The 21,340-nt window shown below is 71.6% G+C and carries 22 protein-coding genes; 11 read left to right on the forward strand and 11 right to left on the reverse strand.

The annotated features are described in order from the left end of the window. The first annotated feature begins 2 nt into the window (after positions 1–2). Entirely contained in the window at positions 3–503 is a 501-nt protein-coding gene (locus tag ACIBO8_RS07080) for an AAA family ATPase (protein ID WP_396114210.1), read from the forward strand. On the opposite strand, the gene ACIBO8_RS07085 is transcribed toward ACIBO8_RS07080, so the two are convergent. Further along, positions 496–708: a sulfurtransferase TusA family protein gene (locus tag ACIBO8_RS07085; RefSeq protein WP_396114211.1), complete on the reverse strand. Its 213-nt coding sequence runs from the start codon at positions 706–708 to the stop codon at positions 496–498. The genes ACIBO8_RS07080 and ACIBO8_RS07085 overlap by 8 nt on opposite strands. Then, complete coding sequence (locus ACIBO8_RS07090; protein WP_396114738.1) at positions 705–1,853, reverse strand: cysteine desulfurase family protein; 1,149 nt, start codon at positions 1,851–1,853, stop codon at positions 705–707. The genes ACIBO8_RS07085 and ACIBO8_RS07090 overlap by 4 nt, the downstream gene beginning before the upstream one ends. Before the next feature lie 264 nt (positions 1,854–2,117). Between ACIBO8_RS07090 and coxB the strand changes: the two genes are divergently transcribed. Together coxB and ACIBO8_RS07100 are read left to right on the forward strand one after the other, a co-directional pair. After that, positions 2,118–2,984, forward strand: a complete 867-nt coding sequence (coxB, locus tag ACIBO8_RS07095) for a cytochrome c oxidase subunit II (RefSeq protein ID WP_396114739.1) — start codon at positions 2,118–2,120, stop codon at positions 2,982–2,984. Positions 2,985–2,994: 10 nt separating this feature from the next. After that, entirely contained in the window at positions 2,995–3,420 is a 426-nt protein-coding gene (locus ACIBO8_RS07100; RefSeq protein WP_396114212.1) for a cytochrome c oxidase subunit 4, read from the forward strand. A 114-nt stretch (positions 3,421–3,534) separates the two neighbouring features. Here the strand turns inward: ACIBO8_RS07100 and ACIBO8_RS07105 are convergent, their stop codons facing one another. The 4 genes from ACIBO8_RS07105 to ACIBO8_RS07120 all read right to left on the reverse strand — a co-directional run bounded on the left by ACIBO8_RS07105 (position 3,535) and on the right by ACIBO8_RS07120 (position 6,513). After that, positions 3,535–3,741 carry a hypothetical protein gene (locus ACIBO8_RS07105; RefSeq protein WP_396114213.1) on the reverse strand — a complete coding sequence of 69 codons (207 nt, stop codon included), beginning with the start codon at positions 3,739–3,741 and terminating at the stop codon, positions 3,535–3,537. Between the two features lie 132 nt (positions 3,742–3,873). Then, complete coding sequence (gene trpD, locus ACIBO8_RS07110; protein WP_396114214.1) at positions 3,874–4,938, reverse strand: anthranilate phosphoribosyltransferase; 1,065 nt, start codon at positions 4,936–4,938, stop codon at positions 3,874–3,876. Positions 4,939–4,984: 46 nt separating this feature from the next. Continuing rightward, positions 4,985–5,431 (reverse strand): hypothetical protein, encoded by a 447-nt coding sequence (locus ACIBO8_RS07115; RefSeq protein WP_396114215.1) that lies wholly within the window; start codon positions 5,429–5,431, stop codon positions 4,985–4,987. Positions 5,432–5,526: 95 nt separating this feature from the next. Next, positions 5,527–6,513, reverse strand: coding sequence for a cytochrome c oxidase assembly protein (locus ACIBO8_RS07120; protein WP_396114216.1), 987 nt, complete (start codon positions 6,511–6,513; stop codon positions 5,527–5,529). A gap of 106 nt (positions 6,514–6,619) precedes the next feature. Between ACIBO8_RS07120 and ACIBO8_RS07125 the strand changes: the two genes are divergently transcribed. Genes ACIBO8_RS07125 through ACIBO8_RS07140 form a run of 4 tightly spaced genes read left to right on the forward strand, consistent with a single transcriptional unit; the run spans position 6,620 to position 10,833 of the window. Continuing rightward, positions 6,620–7,216, forward strand: coding sequence for a heme-copper oxidase subunit III (locus tag ACIBO8_RS07125; protein ID WP_366155918.1), 597 nt, complete (start codon positions 6,620–6,622; stop codon positions 7,214–7,216). A gap of 52 nt (positions 7,217–7,268) precedes the next feature. After that, positions 7,269–8,117 carry a c-type cytochrome gene (locus ACIBO8_RS07130; RefSeq protein ID WP_396114217.1) on the forward strand — a complete coding sequence of 283 codons (849 nt, stop codon included), beginning with the start codon at positions 7,269–7,271 and terminating at the stop codon, positions 8,115–8,117. After that, complete coding sequence (locus tag ACIBO8_RS07135) at positions 8,114–9,217, forward strand: ubiquinol-cytochrome c reductase iron-sulfur subunit (RefSeq protein ID WP_396114218.1); 1,104 nt, start codon at positions 8,114–8,116, stop codon at positions 9,215–9,217. Before ACIBO8_RS07130 ends, ACIBO8_RS07135 begins: the two co-directional genes overlap by 4 nt. Next, a complete protein-coding gene (locus tag ACIBO8_RS07140) occupies positions 9,214–10,833 on the forward strand; it encodes a cytochrome bc complex cytochrome b subunit (protein ID WP_396114219.1) in 1,620 nt (539 codons plus the stop codon). Before ACIBO8_RS07135 ends, ACIBO8_RS07140 begins: the two co-directional genes overlap by 4 nt. 61 nt (positions 10,834–10,894) lie before the next feature. Here ACIBO8_RS07140 and ACIBO8_RS07145 read toward each other — a convergent pair whose 3' ends face one another. From ACIBO8_RS07145 to ACIBO8_RS07165, 5 genes are all read right to left on the reverse strand, one after another. Then, the gene (locus ACIBO8_RS07145) at positions 10,895–11,182 is read right to left on the reverse strand and encodes an Lrp/AsnC family transcriptional regulator (RefSeq protein ID WP_396114220.1); all 288 of its coding nucleotides are present in this window, start codon (positions 11,180–11,182) and stop codon (positions 10,895–10,897) included. 78 nt (positions 11,183–11,260) lie between these two features. Then, the gene (locus ACIBO8_RS07150) at positions 11,261–12,097 is read right to left on the reverse strand and encodes a sugar phosphate nucleotidyltransferase (RefSeq protein ID WP_396114221.1); all 837 of its coding nucleotides are present in this window, start codon (positions 12,095–12,097) and stop codon (positions 11,261–11,263) included. After that, positions 12,094–12,609: an NUDIX hydrolase gene (locus ACIBO8_RS07155; protein WP_396114222.1), complete on the reverse strand. Its 516-nt coding sequence runs from the start codon at positions 12,607–12,609 to the stop codon at positions 12,094–12,096. Before ACIBO8_RS07155 ends, ACIBO8_RS07150 begins: the two co-directional genes overlap by 4 nt. Before the next feature lie 66 nt (positions 12,610–12,675). Then, positions 12,676–14,451, reverse strand: a complete 1,776-nt coding sequence (locus ACIBO8_RS07160; RefSeq protein ID WP_396114223.1) for a RelA/SpoT family protein — start codon at positions 14,449–14,451, stop codon at positions 12,676–12,678. A 75-nt stretch (positions 14,452–14,526) separates the two neighbouring features. After that, a complete protein-coding gene (locus tag ACIBO8_RS07165) occupies positions 14,527–16,326 on the reverse strand; it encodes a DEDD exonuclease domain-containing protein (protein ID WP_396114224.1) in 1,800 nt (599 codons plus the stop codon). 254 nt (positions 16,327–16,580) lie between these two features. Here ACIBO8_RS07165 and ACIBO8_RS07170 point away from each other — a divergent pair, with 254 nt between their 5' ends. From ACIBO8_RS07170 to ACIBO8_RS07185, 4 genes are all read left to right on the forward strand, one after another. After that, positions 16,581–18,083, forward strand: a complete 1,503-nt coding sequence (locus tag ACIBO8_RS07170; RefSeq protein WP_396114740.1) for an NYN domain-containing protein — start codon at positions 16,581–16,583, stop codon at positions 18,081–18,083. Positions 18,084–18,257: 174 nt separating this feature from the next. Further along, entirely contained in the window at positions 18,258–18,413 is a 156-nt protein-coding gene (locus tag ACIBO8_RS07175) for a hypothetical protein (RefSeq protein ID WP_396114225.1), read from the forward strand. A gap of 536 nt (positions 18,414–18,949) precedes the next feature. Next, positions 18,950–20,206 carry a M48 family metallopeptidase gene (locus ACIBO8_RS07180; protein WP_396114226.1) on the forward strand — a complete coding sequence of 419 codons (1,257 nt, stop codon included), beginning with the start codon at positions 18,950–18,952 and terminating at the stop codon, positions 20,204–20,206. Further along, positions 20,203–21,339 (forward strand): glycosyltransferase family 4 protein, encoded by a 1,137-nt coding sequence (locus ACIBO8_RS07185; RefSeq protein ID WP_396114227.1) that lies wholly within the window; start codon positions 20,203–20,205, stop codon positions 21,337–21,339. Before ACIBO8_RS07180 ends, ACIBO8_RS07185 begins: the two co-directional genes overlap by 4 nt. Position 21,340: the final 1 nt, after the last annotated feature.

Consider the following 21,340-nt stretch of genomic DNA (forward strand, 5'->3'; position numbering starts at 1 on the left):
CGATGGTTCTCGCCGTCTTCGCCGGCCTGCCGGGCGTGGGCAAAAGCACGCTCGCGCACAAGGTGGGGACGGCGCTGCCCGCCGCCGTGCTCGCCGTGGACACCGTCGACTTCACGCTGCAGGCCTACGACGTCACCGAGCCCCGTCCCGGCTACGCCGCGTACGGGGTGGTGGCGGCGCTGGCCGAGACGCAGCTCACCATGGGCCACAGTGTGATCATCGACGCGGTCAACCCGGTGAAGGCGGCACGGCAGCTGTGGATCGAGCTCGCCGAGCGCCTCGGCGTGCCGCTGCGGGTCGTCGAGGTGGTCTGCGCCGACGACGCCGAGCACCGCCGCCGGGTCGAGGCCCGCTACGAGACCCGCGCGCACGACGGCATCCCCGACTGGGTGCGGGTCCTCGAACGGCAGAAGGAGTACGAGCCGTACCTGGGCCCCCGCCTGGTCGTGGACACGCACCTGGCGAAGGACCCGGTCGGGCCGGTCGTCGACTACCTCAGGTGAGCCGGCGCACATCGTAGGCGCCGGGGGCCGGGCTGCCGACGTACTCCTGGCCCTTCATCCGGCACCACGCCGGGATGTCGTTGGCCGCCGCCGGGTCGTCGGCCAGCACCCGCACCACCTCGCCGACCGCCACGGCCGGCATCCGCCTGGCGAGGTCGATGATCGGCAGCGGGCAGCGCCGGCCCCGCGAGTCCACCTCGATCACATCCCCGCCTCCTTCCGGATCTCCTCCACCACGCCGGGCAGCACCGCCAGAAACCTGTCGATGTCGGCCTCGGTGGTGCCCCGGTGCAGCGACACCCGCACGTTGCCGTGGCTGAGCACTCCCATCGCCTCGAGGACGTGGCTGGGCCGCAGCGTGGACGCCGTGCAGGAAGAACCCGACGACACCGCGAAGCCGCGCCGGTCCAGCGCATGCAGCAGCGCCTCGCCGTCGGCGTACAGGCACGAGAACGTCACCAGGTGCGGGAGCCGCTCCACCGGGTCGCCGACGATCTCGACGTCCGGCACGGTCGCCGCCACGGTCGCCCGGATGCGGTCGACCAGGGCGGACAGGCGTACGGCCTCGGTCTGCGCCTCGGCCAGCACGGCCCGCAGGCTCGCAGCGGCGGCGACCACCGCGGGCAGGTTCAGCGCACCCTGCGGGCGCGGTCTGTGAAGATCATCACTGGGGTACGGGGACAGCCAGCGGGTGCCCTTGCGGACCACGAGCAGCCCCACCCCGGCCGGCCCGCCCCACTTGCGGGCGCTGGCGGTGAGCAGGGACCAGCCCGGCGGCACCGGCGCGTGCCCGATCGACTGGGCGGCGTCCACGTGCAGCGGCACCCCGGCCTCCGCGCAGGCCTCCGCGGCGGCCGCGACCGGCTGCACCGTACCGACCTCGTGGCTGGCGCTGATCAGGCTCGCGAGGGCGACGCCGGGAGCGGCCACGGCGTTCGCCCAGACGTCCAGGTCGAGTCGGCCCAGCCGGTCCACGCCGACCTCCGCGCACGTGCCGTGCCGGGCCGCCGCGTGCAGCACCGAGGAATGCTCGATCGCCGAATGGACGAACGTCTGACCAGCTCGGACACGCCCGGCGAGCCCACCGAGGACGGCGGCGTGCACGGCGGCCGTACCGGAGGCGAGGAAGGTCAGCTCGTCCGGGCGTACCCCCAGGCATGCGGCCGCGGTGGCCGTCGCCGCCTCCCTCAGCTGCTGGGCCCGCCGGCCCGCGGAGTAGAGCCGCTCCGGGTCGGCCCAGCCGTCGTCGAGGGCAGCGAGCAGCGCCTGCCGCGCCACGGGATGCAGGGGTGCCGCGCCGGCCGCGTCCAGGTAGGCGGGTGCACCGGCTTGTTCCGCCGTGTATTCCACCTCGGGAACGGTATCGTCCACAGGATCGGGGGTATGCACGCCGGGCTTCAGGAGGTTCTCGGGCTCAGGCGAAGATCCGACCCCCGGTAACCGGACGGCCGGGCCAGGTCGAGTAGTGTGCGACCGTCGGTGACACCTTGCCGCCGGTGTCCGGATTCACTCGCACCGGGCGGTGCTCTAGGGAGGCAGGAGCAGGTGGTCTCAAGGAGTTCGGTCGCACGGCCCCGCGTCGTACGGCTCGCCGGGCTCGGTGTCGGCGGTGCCATGCTGCTGGCCCTGCTGTCCGGCTGTTCCGCCAACGCGATCGGTGACAAGCTGGGCGGCTTCGGCTGGCCCCGGCACGGCATCACGCTGCAGGCCCACAGGATGTACGACATGTGGATCGCCGCGACGATCGCGGCCCTGGTCGTCGGCTTCTTCGTGTGGGGCCTGATCTTCTGGTGCGTGATCCGCTACCGCAAGCGCGGCGACAACCTCCCCGTGCAGACGCGGTTCAACATGCCGATGGAGGTCCTGTACACGGTCACGCCGGTGCTGATCGTCGCGGTGCTGTTCTACTACACCGCCATCGTCCAGACCGATGTGGACAAGCTGTCGGCCAAGCCGGACCAGACCGTCGAGGTCGTCGCGTTCAAGTGGAACTGGCAGTTCAACTACCGTGACGCGCCCGGCGAGAACGCCCGCACGGTGGCGTCGACGCTCGGCTCGTCCGACGTCATCCCGCTGCTCGTGCTCCCCACCGGACGCAAGATCCGGTTCGAGGAGACCAGCCGCGACGTCATCCACTCGTTCTGGGTGCCGGAGATGCTGTTCAAGCGGGACGTCTTCCCCGGCAATACCCGCAACGTCTTCGAGGTGACGCTCGACCGCGAGGGTCGCTACGTCGGCCGGTGCGCCGAGCTCTGCGGCACGTACCACGCCTTCATGCAGTTCGAGCTCGTCGTGGTCTCCCCGGAGCGCTTCGACCAGTTCCTGCAGGCCAAGGAGGCCGGAAAGAGCACGCAGGACGCCATGGAGGCGATCGGCTTCACCGGTGACCAGCGGTTCGCCGTGACGACTCGCCCCTTCGACACGCGCCGCCACGGGCACTCGTGGAACCAGTCCGGCGAGTCCGCGTCCGCACGGAAGTAGGGGAACCGAGTTGAAGACCGAATACAAGATCTTCGCGGGCGTCTCCGCGTTCCTCTTCGGCGCTGCCATCGTCTACGGCTTCTACACCCGGGGCACCGGCGTCCACGTCGAGTGGGTCGGCACCGTGGCGCTCATCCTGTCCGGCCTACTGTGCGCGATGTGCGGAGGCTTCTTCTGGTTCGTCGCGCGGCGCATCGACCTTCGCCCCGAGGACCGGGCGGACGGCGAGATCGCGGAGGGCGCCGGCGAGGTGGGTTTCTTCAGCCCCGGCAGCTACTGGCCCTTCGGCCTGGCGCTGTCCGCGGCGACCGCCGCCATGGGCCTGGTGTACTGGCAGTGGTGGCTGATCATGGTCGGCCTGATCATGGTGATCTTCGCCGCCTGCGGCCTGCTGTTCGAGTACTACTCGGGAAGCCGGCACCCCGCCGAGCACTGAGCACCACCGACGTCGAAAGGCCCGCACCTCCTCGAGGTGCGGGCCTTTGCCGTGCTGACGGTCTGAGCGGCGCGCTGAGGGCCCCGCAGGGGCTCGGCGCCCCTGAACCAACCCTCAGGCCGCGCGGCGCTGCAGCGGGGCGATGCGGTCGCCGCCGGGCCGCAGCCAGACTCGGATCTCCAGCGGGGCCAGGATCTCGGCGGCGCCGCAGCGGGTGCACACCAGCTCGGGGCAGTCCTTGTCGTGGCCGTCGGCGCAGGGCGGCACCTCGAACGGCATCTCCGCATCGCAGATGATGCAGCGCAGCTCTCGTTCGTCCACGGGTGGCTCCTCTTCGTCGGAAGGTGGAATTACCCGAATGTCATTCAAACGTTGTCACGGGTTGGCCGGGCAGCGGTGGAAGCGCCCCGGCGTGTTGGGACAAAAGCCGTCCGGGCCCGGTCGGCGGCCGGGTCAGGCCTGCTCGGCGGCCTTGGCGGCCTTGGCCGCCTCGACCCAGCGGCCGAGCAGGGCGGTGGCCGCGCCGGAGTCGACGGTCTCGGCCGCCCGGGCGATGCCGGCCCGCATGGTGTCGGCGAAGCTGCCGGGGAACCCCGCGTGCGCCGCGAAGGCGGCCGCCGCGTTGACGAGCACCGCGTCGCGGACGGGGCCCTTCTCGCCGGCGAACGTCCGCAGCGCCGCGTCGGCGTTGAAGGCCGCGTCCCCGCCGCGCAGGTCGCCCGGGTTGCTGCGCGCGATGCCCAGGTCGACGGCGTCCACCACCGACTCGGTGACCGTGCCGTCCTTGACCGTCCACACGCGGGTCGGCGCGGCCGTGGTGAACTCGTCCAGGCCGTCCTCGCCGCGCATGACCAGCGCCGAGTCGCCGCGGCGGGCGAAGACCTCGGCCATCACCGGGGCCATCCGCCGGTCGAAGCAGCCGACGGCGGCGCTGCGCGGGCGGGCCGGGTTGGTCAGCGGCCCCAGCACGTTGAAGAACGTCGGGTGGCCCAGCTCGCGGCGGGTCACCGAGGCGTGCCGCATGCCCGGGTGGAAGCGGGCCGCGAAGCAGAAGCCGATGCCCGCCTCGGCCACCGTGCGGGCCACGCCCGCCGGGCCGAGGTCGAGCGGGATGCCGAAGTGCTCCAGCAGGTCGGCGGTGCCACAGGCCGAGGAGGCCGCGCGATTGCCGTGCTTGACGACCTTGACGCCGGCCGCGGCCACGATGATCGCGGCCATCGTGGAGATGTTCACCGTGTGGGCCCGGTCACCTCCGGTGCCCACCACGTCCACCGCGTCGGCTCGTATCGCCTCGGGGAGGTCGACCACCGTGGCGTTGGCCAGCATCGCCTCGACCAGGCCGGCCAGCTCCAGCGGCGTCTCACCCTTGGCGCGCAGGGCCACGGCGAAACCGGCCACCTGCACGGGCGTGGCGTTGCCCGCCATGATCTCGCCCATGGCCCAGGCGGTGTCCTGCGCCGGCAGCTCCTCGCCCCGCAGCAGGGCGCTCAGCAGATTGGGCCAGGTAGGTGCGCCCATGGGGGGCCTCCGAAGGGCGAGGGGTGTGTGCGGGGGGAGTGGGCGGTCAGCCCAGCGTGCCGAGGGTGCCCAGCGGGATCGCCCCGTTGCGGCGGGCCCGGAGCATGCCGGCGATCGTCTGGCCCGTCGTGACCGGGTCGAGCGGATACACCAGGGTCTCGTCGACCTGGGCGTACGCCGCCAGCCAGCGGTCGGCCGCGCGGGCGATCACCACGCAGGTGGGCGGCGGGTCGGCGTACTCGTCCTTGGTCTGGCGGGCGATGCCGAGCCCGCCGGCGGGGGTGGCCTCGCCGTCGAGGACCATCAGGTCGATCTCGTAGTCGTCGAGCAGGCGCCGGCACTCCTCCCAGGTGGAGGCGTCGACGAACTCGACGGACAGATCCACCGCGGGGCGTACGCCGATCGCGAGCCGGATCTTGTCGCGGACCTTGATGTCGTCGCTGTACAGCAGGACCGTGTACTTGTCCGGCTCACGCTTGGTGACGTCGCTCATGAATACGCCTTTAGTCCGGTCATGGGTGGTGGGTGGGGCGGTCGGATGGGCCCGGTTCCCACGCTGGTAGGTGCGAGCTGATCGTACCCAACCGGTCATTCGTGGTCCGGCTGTGGGCGTACCGTCGGGGTCTGGGTTGTGATCTTGGTCGCTGCCGGCGCAGCCGCGGCGCGCTCCTCGGCCTCCGCCCGGTCCAGGGCGCGGTCGATCCGCTTGGCCTCGCGCTCGGACTGCTTGATCCACTGGAGCACCAGGATGCCGAGCATCGTGACGCTGACGATCTCCCCGCCGGCCCACAGGATTCCGCCGGCCGTTACCTGGTCGTCGAAGGGCTTCACCCAGCTCAGGTGCAGGTTCGGATACCAGTCGCCGCCGAGCAGGGTCTTGCTCTGCATGATCGTCAGGCCCAGCACCGTGTGGAACGGCACCGACAGCACCATGAGCAGGGCTCTTGCCGGGTACGGCCACCGGTTCGGCAGCGGGTCGAGCCCCAGCAGCGGCCAGAAGAACAGGCAGCCGGTCACGATGAAGTGCGCGTGGATGAACTCGTGCAGCCAGGCGTGTTCCAGCGTGGCGCGGTACAGCCCGGTGAAGTAGAGGACGAACGGGTTCGCGATGAAGAGACCGAACGCGACCAGCGGAAACGTCAGGACGCGCACGACACCGCTGTGCAGGACGGCGAGCAGCATCTTGCGGTCGCGTACCGGCAGGGTGCGAAGCGCCAGCGTGACCGGTGCGCCCAGGGCCAGGAAAATCGGGCCCACCATGGACAACACCATGTGTTGCACCATGTGCACGCTGATCAGCGTGGTGTCGTACGCCTCGATGCCGGTCACCGTGACCGCCGCGAGCGAGCCGAGGCCGCCGACGAGGAACGCGACGGTGCGTCCGGCCGGCCAATGGTCGCCGCGCTGCCGGAGCCGGTGCACGCCGTACAGGTAGACGGCGGCGGCCACGAGGAGGAACAACGCGATCAGGCTGGTCAGCCGGACGTCGGTGAAGATCCGGGCGACGCTGAACGGGGGCGGGACAGTATCCCCCGCGGCGACCGCGAACAGGGGCGTTTCGGCGAGCTGCACCATTCGAGGCTAGGCCCATCCCGGTGGCCGGGCCGCTACCGGGCTGCGACACATGCCGGATTAGGCCCCCCGCGACATGTTGAGGTGATCGCGGGGCAATAATGAGCCCGTGACAGCGGCAGCCATCGACAAGAGCCGGATCCATTCGCTGACCCGACCCAACATGGTCAGCGTCGGGACCATCGTGTGGCTCTCCAGCGAACTCATGTTCTTCGCAGCCTTGTTCGCGATGTACTTCGCGATCCGCGCGGCGGACTACAGCATGTGGGAAGAGCACACCAAGGTTCTCAAGATTCCGTACGCGACGACGTTCACGGTGATCCTCGTGCTCTCGTCGGTCACGTGCCAGCTCGGCGTGTTCGCGGCGGAGAAGGGTGACGTGTTCGCGCTGCGACGCTGGTTCACCATCACCTTCGTCATGGGCCTGATCTTCGTGCTCGGCCAGGCGAACGAGTACCGCCACCTGGTCGAAGAGGGCATCAAGATCAACGGTGACGGCTACGGCTCGATGTTCTACCTCACGACCGGGTTCCACGGTCTGCACGTCACGGGCGGTCTCATCGCCTTCATCGTCTACATGATCCGCACCACCATGGGCCGGTTCACGCCGGCGCAGGCGACCTCGGCGATCGTGGTGTCGTACTACTGGCACTTCGTCGACATCGTGTGGATCGCGCTGTTCGCCATGATCTATTGGCTGCAGTAAACCCGCCGCCCGTCCGTGAGTTTCAAGGTCAAGACCCAGAGGGACACAGCCCATGACTTCTGACACCCCCGCCGGACGGCGTCTCCGGGTGTTCAACCGGCGGCGATCAGCGCCCAGCCGGGCGCGGCGGCGCCTCGGCGCGGCGGTCCGGATGATCGCCGCGCTCGCCCTGGCCGGCGGCATCTACACCGCCTTCGCCCCGGGCGCGTCCGCCGAGGACTCCCGCCAGCTGTCCTCCGCCGCCCAGGAGGGCAAGGCGCTCTTCGACAACAGCTGCATCAGTTGCCACGGCCGCAACGCCGAGGGTGTCGAGGGACGCGGCCCGAGCCTGATCGGCGTCGGCTCGGCCTCCGTGCAGTTCCAGGTGGGCACCGGCCGCATGCCGATGACCCGGCAGGAGTCCCAGGCGGAGCAGAAGCCGCCGCAGTTCGACGAAACGCAGACCAAGCAGCTCGGGCAGTACATCCAGGAGCTCGGCGGCGGTCCCCAGATCCCCAGCGGCAAGCTGACCGAGGACCTGGACCAGAACCCCGACGCGCTGGCCCGCGGCGGTCAGCTGTTCCGGATCAACTGCACCTCCTGCCACCAGTACGCGGGTGCCGGCGGTGCGCTCTCGTCCGGCAAGTACGCGCCGAGCCTGCACGACGCCACCGCGGAGGAGATCTACGCGGCGATGCTGACCGGCCCGCAGAACATGCCGGTCTTCGGGGACAACGAGATCACGCCGAATGAGAAGCGCGAGATCATCACGTACGTCACCCAGCAGATCCAGCAGGACAAGGCCCCGGGTGGCCTGTTCAACCTCGGCGGGTACGGTCCGGTGACCGAGGGTCTGGCCATCTTCCTGGTGGGGATCACGGTCCTGGTGTTCACGGCGCTGTGGATTGCGGGGAAGTCATGACGGTTACGAAGCACGGGGCGCACGGATCCGGCACCGAGCCGGTCGACGTCAACGACCCCCGGCTCTCCCGCTTCGACATCGTGCGGGAGGGCGCCCGGCGCGACGACATCGAGATCGTCACGTACGAGTCGCAGTTCGAGGGCACGAACTCCAAGGCGGAGAAGCGCGTCGTGCGCAACATCGCCCTGCTGTTCGTCATCTCCGGGCTGGCCGCCGCGGCGTTCGTGGTCTTCTACATCGTGTGGCCGTTCGAGTTCAAGCTCGGCAACGCCCGCAGCGACTACTTCACGCCGATCCTCGGCATCACGCTCGGCATCTCGCTGTTCGCGCTCGGCTTCGCGATCCTGGCCTGGGCCAAGAAGCTGCTGCCGCACGAGGTCTCGATCCAGGACCGGCACGCGAGCCCGTCCAGCGACGACGACCGGCTGATCGCGGGCCAGACCCTGGCGTACGTGGCCGACGAGCTGGGTGTGCAGCGCCGGCCGCTGCTCAAGGGCGCGATCGCCCTCGGCATGGCCCCCCTCGGGGTGGCCGCGGCGGCACCGCTCATCGGCGGGCTGATCCAGAACCCGCACAAGGACCCGCAGCCGATGATGTTCCACACCGGCTTCGACCCGGTGCCGAACAACGGTCAGCGGGTGCGGCTCACCCGCCAGGACGGCAGCCCGATCCGGCCCTCCGACGTCAGCGTCGGCGGCCAGATCACGGTCTTCCCCGGGATCCCCGGCGGCGCGACCAACCAGTACGCGGACTCGCCCACCCTGCTCATCCACCTGCGCGCGGACGACGCCGAGGTGGCCCGCAAGGCGAACGAGGCCGACCCCGTCAACAAGGGCGCGATGTGGGGCAACTACGTCGCGTACTCCAAGATCTGCACCCACGCCGGCTGCCCCGCCAGCCTGTACGAGCAGCAGACCAACCGTCTGCTCTGCCCGTGCCACCAGTCGCAGTTCCTGATCATCGACAACGCCCGTCCGATCTTCGGCCCGGCCAGCCGCCGCCTCCCCGCTCTGCCGCTCGAGGTGGACGCCGAGGGCTACTTCGTGGCAGCGTCTGATTACCGGGAGACCATCGGACCCGACTTCTGGGAGCGGCCATGAAGCGCCGAAAGCTGGACCTCGCACAGGTCCCCGCTGCCGTCGGCAAGGGAGTTGACGACCGTTTCCAGGCCGCGACCCCGTTGCGGGCCCTGCTGAACAAGGTTTTCCCCGACCACTGGTCGTTCCTGCTGGGCGAGATCGCGCTGTTCTCGTTCATCGTGCTGCTGCTCAGCGGCGTGTTCCTGACCCTCTTCTTCGACCCGTCGATGAAGGAGGTCGCGTACGACGGCCCGTACACCGCGCTGCGCGGCGTCGAGATGTCGGCGGCGTACGAGTCCTCGCTGCACCTGTCGTTCGAGGTGCGCGGTGGTCTCTTCATGCGTCAGATGCACCACTGGGCGGCGCTGCTGTTCATGGCGTCGATCGTGGTGCACATGGCGCGCGTCTTCTTCACCGGCGCGTTCCGCAAGCCGCGTGAGGCCAACTGGGCGATCGGCGTCGCGCTGTTCCTGCTCGGCTTCCTCGCCGGCTTCACCGGCTACTCGCTGCCGGACGACGGCCTCTCCGGCACGGGCCTGCGCATCGCCTCGGCGATCATGCTGTCGATCCCGGTCGTCGGCACCTGGCTCTCGGCGTCGATCTTCGGCGGCGAGTTCCCGGGTGAGCTGATCATCGGCCGCTTCTACATCGCGCACGTGCTGCTCATCCCGGGCGGCCTGCTCGCCCTGATCAGCATCCACCTGGGCCTCGTCTTCAAGCAGAAGCACACCCAGTGGCCCGGCCCGATGCGGACCAACGACAACGTCGTGGGCGAGCGGATGTTCCCCCGCTACGCGCTCAAGCAGGGCGGCTTCTTCATGGCCGTCTTCGGCATGATCGCGCTGATGGCCGGCCTCTTCCAGATCAACCCGATCTGGCTGTTCGGGCCGTACCGGGCGTCCGAGGTCTCCGCGGCGAGCCAGCCCGACTGGTACGTCATGTTCATGGACGGCCTGGTCCGGCTCATGCCCGCCTGGCAGATCAACCTGCCGTTCGGCGACGGGTACGTGATCCCGCCGCTGTTCTGGCCCGCGGTCGTCGGCCTGGGCGCGCTGACCACGGTCCCGATGTTCTACCCGTTCATCGAGGCGCGGCGGCTGAAGGACAAGCAGTCGCACCACCTTCTGCAGCGGCCCCGGGACGCGCCCGAGCGCACCGGTGTGGGCGCGATGGCCTTCACGTTCTTCATCATCGCCACCCTCTCCGGCGGCAACGACGTGATCGCCGACAAGTTCCACATCAGCCTCAACGCGATGACCTGGGCCGGCCGCATCGGCCTGGTGATCATGCCGCCGCTGGCGTACTACGTCGCGGTCCGCATCTGCCTGGGTCTTCAGCAGCACGACCGCGAGGTCCTCGCCCACGGCGCCGAGACCGGCATCATCAAGCGGCTGCCCGACGGGCGGTTCGTGGAGGTGCACCAGCCGCTCGGCCCGGTCGACGACCACGGCCACCCGCTGCCGCTCGACTACGCGGGCTGGGTCGTACCGAAGAAGATGAACCGCCTCGGTGCCCTGGCGCCCGCGGTGAAGGGCTTCTTCTTCCCGGTGGAGAAGCCGGCGGAGGCGCCGGTGTCGCCGGCGGTCGCGCCGCTGACCAGCCGGGACGACCGCGAGGAGATCACCTCCGGCCGCTGAGCCGAGAAGCACGGAAAAGGGGGCCCGGCCGGGCCCCCTTTTTCCTGTCATCCGGCCACCGTCAGTCGGCGTCGGGCAGACCGATCGCGAAGGCATCCTCGAGGTCGTGCTTCGAGTACGCCCGGAAGGCGATGTGCGACTCGGTGTTGAGCACACCCGGCGTCTTGGAGATCCGCCCGGCGATCACCTCGGCGATGTCGTCGAAGTGCGGCACCCGCACGATCGCGATGAGGTCCACGTTTCCGGCGACGGAGTAGACCTCGCTGATCCCGGGCAGCGCGGCGAGCGCCTCGGCGACCTCCGGGATCGAGTCGGTGGCGCAGTCGATGTGCACGATCGCGGTGTTCACGCAAGCTCCCTCGGGTCGGCGTCGGTTCATGCTAGCGATTCCCGCCGCCCGCCCCGCGACGAGCTTCCGGGTGTCGCGTCACGCCGCCACCGTCATGTCGGCTCCGGCGCGCACGACGTCGGCCAGCTCCTCGCCGGCGGCCACCCGGGCGCCCGGCCAGACGACGCAGCGGCACACCCGGCCCTCGACCACGGCGCCCGCACCGATCACCGAATCGTCGGCGTGGCCGGTGACCGTGGCCGTGGGGTCGATCAGCCCGCCGGCGGCCGCGTGCAGGTTCGCCGCCAGGTAGGTGGCCGGCGTGCCGGTGTCGATGTAGGTGCCCTCGTACGGGATCAGCTCCAGCTCGCCCGCCGCTTCCGCCGGCCGCCACACCGTACGGACGAGGTCGGAGAACTCAGGGGCGAGGTCGCGGACGTACCGCCACGGCAGCAGCGAGAAGCCGGCGAAACGGCGCCCGCTGAAACCGCCTGTGTCGCCCGGCGGGACGGGCTTGGTCAGCATGCGTACGGTATCGCCGCTCCACCCCTCCAGCAGCGCGGCGATGTCCTTGCCGGGCTCCCGGAGCGGGTCGGCGAGGTAGGCGTCGGCGTTGCCCACCAGCGCGCCGCGGCCGTCGATCCACGCCCGGAGCCGGCCCACGCCGCCCGACGTGCCCACGGGCCCGTCCGGCTCGACCGAGAGATGCGCGCGCGTCCCGACGTGGGAGACGATCTGCTCTGCCAGGTATGCCGCGTTGACCGCCACCGTGGACGGTCCGCGAAGCCCGAGGGCGGCCACCCGTGCCAGGGCCCGGTCGAGCAGCGCGACGTTGCCGACGGGACACAGCGCCTTCGGTACGAGATTCGTCAGCGGCCGCAGCCGTTGCCCCTCCCCGGCGGCGAGGATCACGGCGGCGACGGGATTCGCGGTCACGGCGTCTGCCGGGCCGCGCGGGGGCCGATGCCGTAGGTGCCGAGCAGCAGGGCCGTGTTCGGGGTCAGGGACGGGAGGTCGTCGAGGGGGAACCAGCGCGCCTCCAGCACCTCGCCGCCGTCCACGACCAGGTCGGTGGTGGAGGCGGGGACCGTACCCAGGAAGACGGTGTCGATCCAGCCCTTGGGGTGCACGATGGCGTTGGGAATCGCCGGCGTGAGTTCGTCCGGATCGATGACCACGCCGGACTCCTCACGGAGCTCGCGGGCGGCGCCGACGGCCGGGGACTCGGCCTTCTTGAGCAGGCCGGCCGGCAGGCCCCAGCCGCGGCCGGGCGGCTGGCGCAGGAGCAGCAGCCGGCCGGGCTCGGGCGCCTCGGCATCCCGCACGATGCAGACGGCGCCGACGAGGTACTTCGGCACGATGAGCCGCACGATCCGCCGGCGGACCCGGTGCGGCAGGCGGTAGAACGCCTGGTACGCGGCGCCGCGCAACCGCCGAGGAATCTTCACGCTTCACAGGCTATCGGGGCGTCGCCCACCATTCGGGGCGGGTAGCGCGGCCCGGGAAGGATCGGCTCAGTCCGGGTGGTCGACGAGGGCGATGAGCTGCTCCACCACCTGGTCCGGCTCCAGGTTGCGCTCGGTCACCGCCACCAGCATGGTCTCCAGGTCGGGGTAGCCGAGCTCCTCCGCGAGGCGCCGCAGCGGCACCTCGCTGGCCAGGCCGCGGTCGTGCTTGCGCAGGGTCAGGCCGATGGTCGCGCGGCCGAGGCGCACCTTGTCGGCGATGCTGATGCCCGGCGCGTTCTCCTCCGCGAAGTAGCGGTTGATCTGCATCTGGGCCTGCGTCGACTTGACGAAGCCCAGCCACTCCTTGCGCGGGCCGCGCGGGGCGATGCCCGGCTCGACCTCGACGTGGCCGTCGCTCTCGGTGAAGATCTCCACCACGTCCCCGTCGCGCAGCTGGGAGCCGAGCGGGGCCAGGCGGCCGTTGATGGTCGCGGCCAGCGTCTGGTCGCCCTTGTCGGGGTTCAGCTCGTACGCGAGGTCGACCGGCGTGGAACCGGCCGGCAGCTCGACGGTGCGGCCCTTCGCGAAGACGGTGATCTGGGCCTCGGCGAGGTCGCAGCGCAGCGAGTCGAGGAACTGGCTCGCATCGGTGGTGTCCTGCTCCCAGTCGAGCACCCGTTTGAGCCAGGTGAGCTGGTCGGTGGCCGGCGACGACTCGGACGCCGACTTCGGATAGCGGTAGCCGGTGGCGACGCCGTACTCGGCGCAGCGGTGCATCGAGACCGTGCGGATCAGCACCTCGACCAGGCGGCCCTCCGGGCCGGTGACCGTCGTGTGCAGGGAGCGGTAGAGGTTGTTCTTGGGGGAGGCGATGAAGTCCTTGAACCGGCCGGCCACCGGGCGCCACTGGCCGTGGATCGCGCCGAGCGCGGCGTAACAGTCGGTCTCCGGGCCGTCGACGACGACGGCGAGGCGGGGCAGATCGAACGGCACGGTGTGACCGCCCGCGACCGTGTCCTTCCAGATCGAGTAGTAGTGCCGGGGCCGCGGTTTGACGTCGGCGCTGACCCGCAGGCGGCGCAGCGCCCGCTGGGCCTGGACCGACACCGAGTTCAGATATTCGTCCCAGCCCGGGCGGTTCTTCACGTGCTCGTCGATACGGGCGAACGACTCCGGCTCCAGGTGGTAGAGCACCACGTCGTCGAGGTCGCGCTTGAGGGCCTGGATGCCGAGCCGGTCGCAGAGCGGGACGAGCACGTCCAGCGTGGCCGTCGCGATGCGGGCCCGGGAGGCGGGGGAGCGGGCGTCCAGGGTGCGCATGTTGTGCAGCCGGTCGGCCAGCTTGATCACCAGCACCCGGACGTCCTTGCCGGCCGCGACGATCATCTTGCGGATGGTCTCGGCCTCGGCGGCCTTGCCGTAGAACGCCTTGTCGAACTTGGTCACGCCGTCGACGAGGTGAGTCACCTCCGGCCCGAAGTCGCCGTGCAGCGTCTCCAGGGTGTAGCTGGTGTCCTCGACCGTGTCGTGCAGCAGCGCCGCGACCAGGGTGGTCGTGTCCATGCCCAGCTCGGCGCAGATCTGCGCGACAGCGAGCGGGTGGGTGATGTACGGGTCGCCGCTCTTGCGGAACTGGCCGCGGTGCATGTTCTCGGCCACGGCGTAGCTGCGCCGCAGGATGCCGGCGTCGGCGGACGGATGGATCGCGCGGTGGGTCCGGGTCAGCGTGGTGACCGGGTCGTCGTCGTTGCCCTGGAAGCTCAGGAACGACTTGAGCCGCTGGGACAGCGGCGCCGGGAGGGCACGTCCAAGGGCGGCGCCGTGGCCGGCGTCGACGTCCACTCGGACACCCCCTCACGGATCGACCGCACATTACGCGCGGATCCCACCGATTTCTCGGCTTTGCCGCCGCGTGCCCTACAGCCTAAGCGAGCGAGCGTCATCCGAACGGTCAGTTACCGATGAGCGAACGTACGAGTCTCGTCTCGACGCTGCCGCTTCTGCCCTGGTGAGCAGGGTAGTGAACCGCGCTGCGCCACGCGCCGGTGACACCCAGTCGCCAGAAGTTTCCACCAGCCGGGTGTCAGGACGTTCGAGCCACGCCAGGATCCGCTCGGTCTCCTCCGCCGAGGCGGCCGGCACCGGACCCGGTCCGGGTAGGACCGTCTCGGCGGTCGCCCGCGCCAGATCCAGGGTCGGCCGCGGATGCAGCCGCGGCGGCGAGGTGGCCGCGGCCGCCAGGCGCCCGTGCCGGACGACGACGATCTCCCATCCGTACGCGTCGTTGCGCCGCGCCGCCACCAGCTCCCCGAGCCGGGTGAGCGCCCCCAGCTTCTGCATCCGCACGGTGGCGCGCAGCAGCGCCACGAGGCGGGACCGGACGACCGCCGCCTCCTCGTAACGCCGGCGGTCCGACAGCGCCTCGATCCTCGCCATGAGGGCCTCCACCAGGGGCTCCGGGTCGCCGTGCATCGCGGTGCGCAGCGGTAGCGCGGTGCTCTGTGCGTACTCGTCGGGGGTTATCCGGTGCTCGCAGGGCGCCGGGCATCTGTCCAGCTCGGCCAGCGCGCAGGCCGGCGTGGTCGTCCGGACGGAGAGCTTGTGGGTGCACTGGCGCAGCGGCACGGCGTCGTAGACCCCGGCGGCGGCCAGTTCGGCGGTGCGCCGCGAGGAGAACGGACCCAGATAGGCGGCGTCGTCGTCGGCGAGCTGCCGCACCACCGACAACCGCGGGTACGCCTCCGCGGTGAGCTTCAGCCACACGACCCGCTCGGGATACTTCGAGCGCCGGTTGTACGGCGGGGCGTGCGACGCGATGAGCCGCAGCTCCCGCACCTCCGCCTCCAGCGAATGGGCGCACTCGACCGCCTCCACCCGGGTAGCGGCGGCGATCATCTCGGACATCCGCGCCCGCTTCTCGCTGGCGGTGAAGTAGCTGCGCACCCGCGTGGCGATGTCCACCGAGGTGCCCACATAGAGCGGCCGGTCGTCGGCGGCACGGAACACGTAGACGCCGGGGACGTGCGGCAGATCGTCGGCGAGGTGGCGTTTGCGCCGCTGGGTGGGGGTCACGGCCTTGGCGAACTCGACCGCGTCGCCCAGCGTGTGCACCTTGAAGCTGCCGAGCCGCTCGATCAGCCCGTGCAGGACGTCGACGGTGGCCTTGGCGTCGTCGAGGGCCCGGTGGGTGGGCTGGACGCGGGCGTGGAAGAACTGCGCCAGCGTGCCGAGCTTGCGGTTGGGCACCTCGTCGCGGGTCAGCGCGCGGCGGGCCAGGGCGGCGGTGTCGAGCACGCGCAGCTGGGGCCACGCGTATCCGTGGCGGGCGCAGGCGGCCTTCAGGAAACCCACGTCGTAAGGAGCGTTGTGGGCCACCAGGACCGACCCCCGCAGAAACTCCAGCAGGCTCGGCAGAACGACCTCGATCGGCGGCGCCGGCGCCAGCATCGCCTCGGTGATGCCGGTCAGCACGGTGATGAACGGCGGGAGCCGCTCACCCGGGTTGACCAGGGTGCCCAGCACACCCAGCTCCTCGCCGCCACGAACCTTGACCGCGCCGATCTCCGTGATGCCACCGCCGTCCGGCGCGCCGCCGGTCGTCTCCAGATCGAGGACCACGAACGTCGTGTCCCGCAGCGACAGAGCGGCCGGATCGACGGAGCCGTCGGCGCTCAGGAGGGTGTCCAGAGTGCCTTGGACATATGCCGGTTGTGCCACGGCGGGCAATCTAGGGCGGGGGTACGACATTCTCCGGGTCCGTACCCGAAAAGATCACTTGGCTCCGCGGGCCTTTCCGCTGCCCACGGTGGGAGAATGGAAAAATGTCGGCGCCGCGGGAGTTCCATGATCGCCCCTCCGAGGGGGCGGCCTCCGGCGTGTCCGGCGCGGACGACCTCGGCGCGGGCGGCGCTCATGCCGGCCCGCGCGGCGGCGGTGTCGGGGGTGAGGGTGCCGAGCACGGGGGAGCGGGCATTGATGCCGGCTCTGCCGGCTCTGCTGTTCCCGCCGGCTCGGCCGGTTCCGCTGTTCCCGCCGGCTCGGCCGGTTCCGCCGGTTCCGCCGGTTCCGCTGGCTCGGCGGGGTCCGCTGGTTCCACTGGCTCTGCCGGTTCCTCCGGCTCGGCCGACGGCGATCGCGGAGGTGATGAGGGCGCGGACGATGATGCGGGCTCGCCGGAGCCGCTGCTGCCGGAGCCCGTCCGGCAGCGGATCACGGTGCTGACCGCGGCCGCGCTGCCCGGCATGCCCGCCGACGAGATCCCCGTGCCGCTGCGGCGCGTGGCCCGCTTCGCCCCGAACCGGCGGGCCCGGCTCGGCGCGGCGGCGCTCGCCGCGCAACTCACCGCCGACCCGCTGTTCCGCCAGCGCATCGGCGCCCGCGTCGTCACCGAGACGGGTGACCTGGGCGCCGCGGTCGCCGCGGGGATGGCGCCGGCCGCGGCGGATCCCGTCGAGGTCGCCGCCGTCGCATACCTGGCCCGGCCCGGCGGCTGGCGCGACCTGGTCGAGGCGGCCGGGCAATCCGTGCGCGCGGAGGCCGACAGCGCGGCGGTGATTCACCAGGTCCGGGAGGCGGAGCAGCGTGCGGCCCGGGCCGAGCACGACCGCGCGGTGGCCAAGGTCGAGGCGGACAAGCTCCGTGACGAGCTCGCCCGGGTGCGTGAGGAGCTCGGCCAGCTCCGCGAGGAGGCCCGGACCACGGCGCGCGCCCTGCGGGAGACGCAGGCGGCCCACAAGCGGGCCAGCGACCTGCTGGCCACCGAGAAGGGCCGCGCGGCCAAGGTGGCGACAGATCATGATGCGGAGGTACGCCGGTTGCGCACGCGACTGGCGGAGGCGGAAGCAGCGGCGGCCTCGGGCAAGCAGAGCGCGAAGGACGCCCGCGCCGCCGACGACGCCCGCCTCTGGCTGCTGCTCGAGACGATCGGACAGGCCGCCTCGGGGCTGCGGCGCGAGCTGGCTCTGGGACCGGCGGACAAGCTGCCGGCGGATTTCGTCGCCGACGCGTCCGCCGACCGGCCCGGGGCACAGGAGCGGTCCCGGCCGCGCGCCCAGGACACCGACGACCCCGGCCGCCTGGACCAACTGCTCGCGCTGCCACGCGCCCACCTCATCGTGGACGGCTACAACGTCACCAAGCGCGGCTTCGCCGAGATGTCGCTCGAGCAGCAGCGCAAGCGCCTCATCACCGGCCTCGGCGGCATCGCCGCGCAGACGGGCGACGAGGTCACGGTGGTCTTCGACGGCGCGGAGCGCGTGCATGGGCTGCCACCGGCGCCGCGCGGCGTACGCGTGTTGTTCTCGCGCAAGGGCGACACCGCCGACGAGCTGATCCGGCAACTCGTCCGGGCCGAACCGGCGGGCCGCCCGCTCGTCGTGATCTCGTCGGACCGCGAGGTCGCCGACGGCGTACGGCGGCACGGTGCGTACCCGATGGGAGCGGACTCACTGCTGCGCCGGCTCTCCCGGTCCTGATTTTTGTCGTACCCCCTCCATAGCGTGACTGTCACCGATGGTGGTCGGTCCGCGACAGGCACTTCCCCCGGATCGCGGCCGCACCACCGTCGGCACGAGGAGGAAGTGATGATCATCGACTGCGGCCGCTGCCCCGGTCGAGGACGCGGGTGCGAAGGATGCCTGATCAAGGCGATGGCGGACACGCCGGACGGCATCGCCGACCTGACCCCGGGCGAACTGCGCGCGATCGAGTTGTTCGAGATGGCGGGCTTCGACGTGGAACTGCTCGAGACGCCGGAGCCGCCGGTCGTCGTGCCTCTGGTCCGCCGCCGGGGTCACGTGGCGTGATCATGGGGACGGCCCCGGTGGGGTCGATCCGGAGGGGTCGCTGAGGGGCCGGGACGCCGCGCTCCTCGGCCCGATCGCGCACGCTGCCGGTCCGTCGTTCGGCCTGCTTCCGGGCGGCCGCCTGCCTGCGTCCCAGCCCCGTCGGTCGGCCCGCCCCAGGCCGCTGCGAGGCCGCCTGGGTTGCCGGCAGTGTGCGCGGAATGCCGGCGGTGCGTTGCGGCCGAGGCGGTGTGTCGGGGCTGCCGGTCGTGCGGTCCGAGCCGTCGGTGGTGCGGTCCAGGGTGCCGGTGGTGCGCCCAGACCGTTGGCGGTCCGGGCTGGCGGTGGTGCGCCCGGGCCGTTGGCGGTCCGGGCTGGCGGTGGTGCGCCCGGGCCGTTGGCGGTCCGGGCTGGCGGTGGTGCGCCCAGCCCGTCGGGCGGGCGGGACGCGGAAGCCGCGGCGTCGCGGGAGCAGGCACGCCGCCCGCCTAGGATGGGCGATCACGGCGGGAGCCCGACGAGCTCCCGAAAACCGAGCGGAACGGAGGCACGGGCGCGTGACACCTCGGCTGTGGGCCGCATGCACGCTGGCCGTGCTCATCGTGGCCCTGGCGGTCTACGCCGCCGTCACCATCCCGTGGCACCGCCCGCCCGCTCCGCGGGCCGATCAGCTGGCCGCGCTGGGGCAGTTTCCCGCCGACCAGCTGGCCCGTGCCCGGGAGTTCCATTCCGCGTTGCGGCCCGGGGCGTACGGGGGGATGGTCATCGGGCTGGCCGGCGCGCTGGTGCTGGGGTTCACGCCGCTGGGCTCGCGGCTTGTGGCGTTCGCCGGGCGCCCGTTCGGCGGGCATTGGATCGCGCAGGCGGTGCTCGGCGGGCTGCTGGTCGTCCTCGTCGCCGAGGTGTTGACGTTGCCTTTCGCCGCGTGGCGGCACACCGTCGTCGTCCGGTACGGGATCTCGACCCAGTCCTGGGGCGCGTGGGCGGTCGACGTCGCCAAGTCGTTCGCCGTAGGGGCGGTGATCGGGGCCTTGGCGCTGCTCGGGTTCTTCGCCGTCACTCGTTTGGCGCCGCGGTGGTGGTGGGCGTACGGGGCCGTGGGGGCTGCCGCGCTGGTCGTTCTGCTGTCGTTCGTGCTGCCCGTGGTGGTCGAGCCGATCTTCAACAAGTTCACGCCGATGGCCGCCGGGCCGTTGCGGACCGAGTTGATGGATCTGGCTGCGCGGGACGGCGTACCCGTCAAGGATGTTCTGGTCGCCGACGCCTCGCGCCGGACGCGGGCGGTCAACGCCTACGTCTCCGGGTTCGGGCCGACGCGGCGGATCGTCGTGTACGACACGATGCTCACCGAGGCGACGCCGGCCGAGGTGGTGTCCGTGGCGGCTCACGAGCTGGGCCACGCCAAGCGCAGCGACGTGCTCACCGGTACGGTCATCGGCGCGCTCGGGGCGGCGGCCGCGGTGATCGCGCTGTATCTGCTGGGGTCCGCGGGCTGGCTGCTGCGCTGGGCCGGAGTCGATGCCATGGGTGAGCCCCGGGCGATCGCGCTCGTCATCGCCCTCGTCACGCTGGCCGGGCTGGTGGGCGGGCCGGTGCAGGCGCTCGTCTCGCGCCGGGTGGAGGCCCGGGCCGACGCCCATGCTCTGGAGCTCACCGGGGACCCGGCCGCCTTCGAGGCGATGCAGCGCCGCCTCGGCACCGTCAATCTGTCCGATCCCGATCCTCCGGCCTGGGAGTACGTCATGTCCGCCTCGCATCCGTCCACGGTCGAACGGATGGCCGCCGCGCGCGCCTATGCGAGAGGCGAGCGGTGACCGGGAGGACCTTGCTGGTCACCAACGACTTTCCGCCCCGGCCCGGTGGGATCCAGCAGTTCGTGCACAACCTGGCCGTGCGTCAGCCGGCGGACTCCGTCGTCGTCTACGCCTCGACGTGGCGGGGCGCCGGGAAGTTCGATGCCGAGCAGCCGTTCGAGGTCGTCCGCGAGCAGACCGGCGTGCTCCTGCCGACGCCCGCGGTGGCGCGGCGGGCCGCCGAGCTCGCGCGGTCGTACGGGTGCGACAGCGTCTGGTTCGGTGCCGCCGCTCCGCTCGGGTTGCTGGCCGACGGGCTGCGGCGGCGTGCCGGGATCGAGCGGGCCGTCGCGCTGACCCACGGGCACGAGATCGGGTGGGCCGCGCTGCCCGGCGCCCGGCAGCTGCTGCGGCGCATCGCCCGGGGCAACGACGTGGTGACCTTCCTGACGGAGTTCCAGCGGGTACGCCTGGACCGGGCGCTGCACGGGCTCACCAGCCTGGAACGGCTCACCCCGGGCGTGGACGTGGACGCGTACCACCCGGACGTCGACGGGTCGCAGGTGCGGGCGAGGCACGGGCTCGGCGACCGGCCGGTGGTGGTGTGCGTGTCGCGGCTCGTCGCCCGCAAGGGCCAGGACATGCTGATCCGGGCGCTGCCGGCGATCCGGCGGCGGGTTCCTGACGCGGCGCTGCTGGTCGTGGGCGGTGGACCGTACAGGGAGAAGTTGCAGGCTCTGGCCCGCGCGGAGGGCGTGGAGGCCGACGTCGTCTTCACCGGCTCGGTGCCGTGGGAGGAGCTGCCGGCGCACTATGCCGCCGGCGACGTGTACGCGATGCCGTGCCGCACCCGTGGCGCCGGCCTCGACGTCGAGGGCCTGGGCATCGTCTACCTCGAGGCGTCGGCGACCGGGCTGCCGGTGCTCGCGGGTGACTCGGGCGGCGCGCCGGACGCGGTGCGTGACGGCGAGACCGGGTACGTCGTCGGCGGCCGGGACGTGCCGGCGATCGCCGACCGGCTGGCCGGCCTGCTGTCCGATCCCGAGGCGGCGCGGCGGATGGGCGCGGCCGGACGGTCCTGGGTGGAGCGGGAGTGGCGCTGGGAGACCAAGGCCGCGAAGCTGAACGACCTGCTGAATGACGTGAGTGAATAGA

The sequence above is a fragment of the Actinoplanes sp. NPDC049681 genome (assembly GCF_044465265.1).
GTDB lineage: Bacteria > Actinomycetota > Actinomycetes > Mycobacteriales > Micromonosporaceae > Actinoplanes.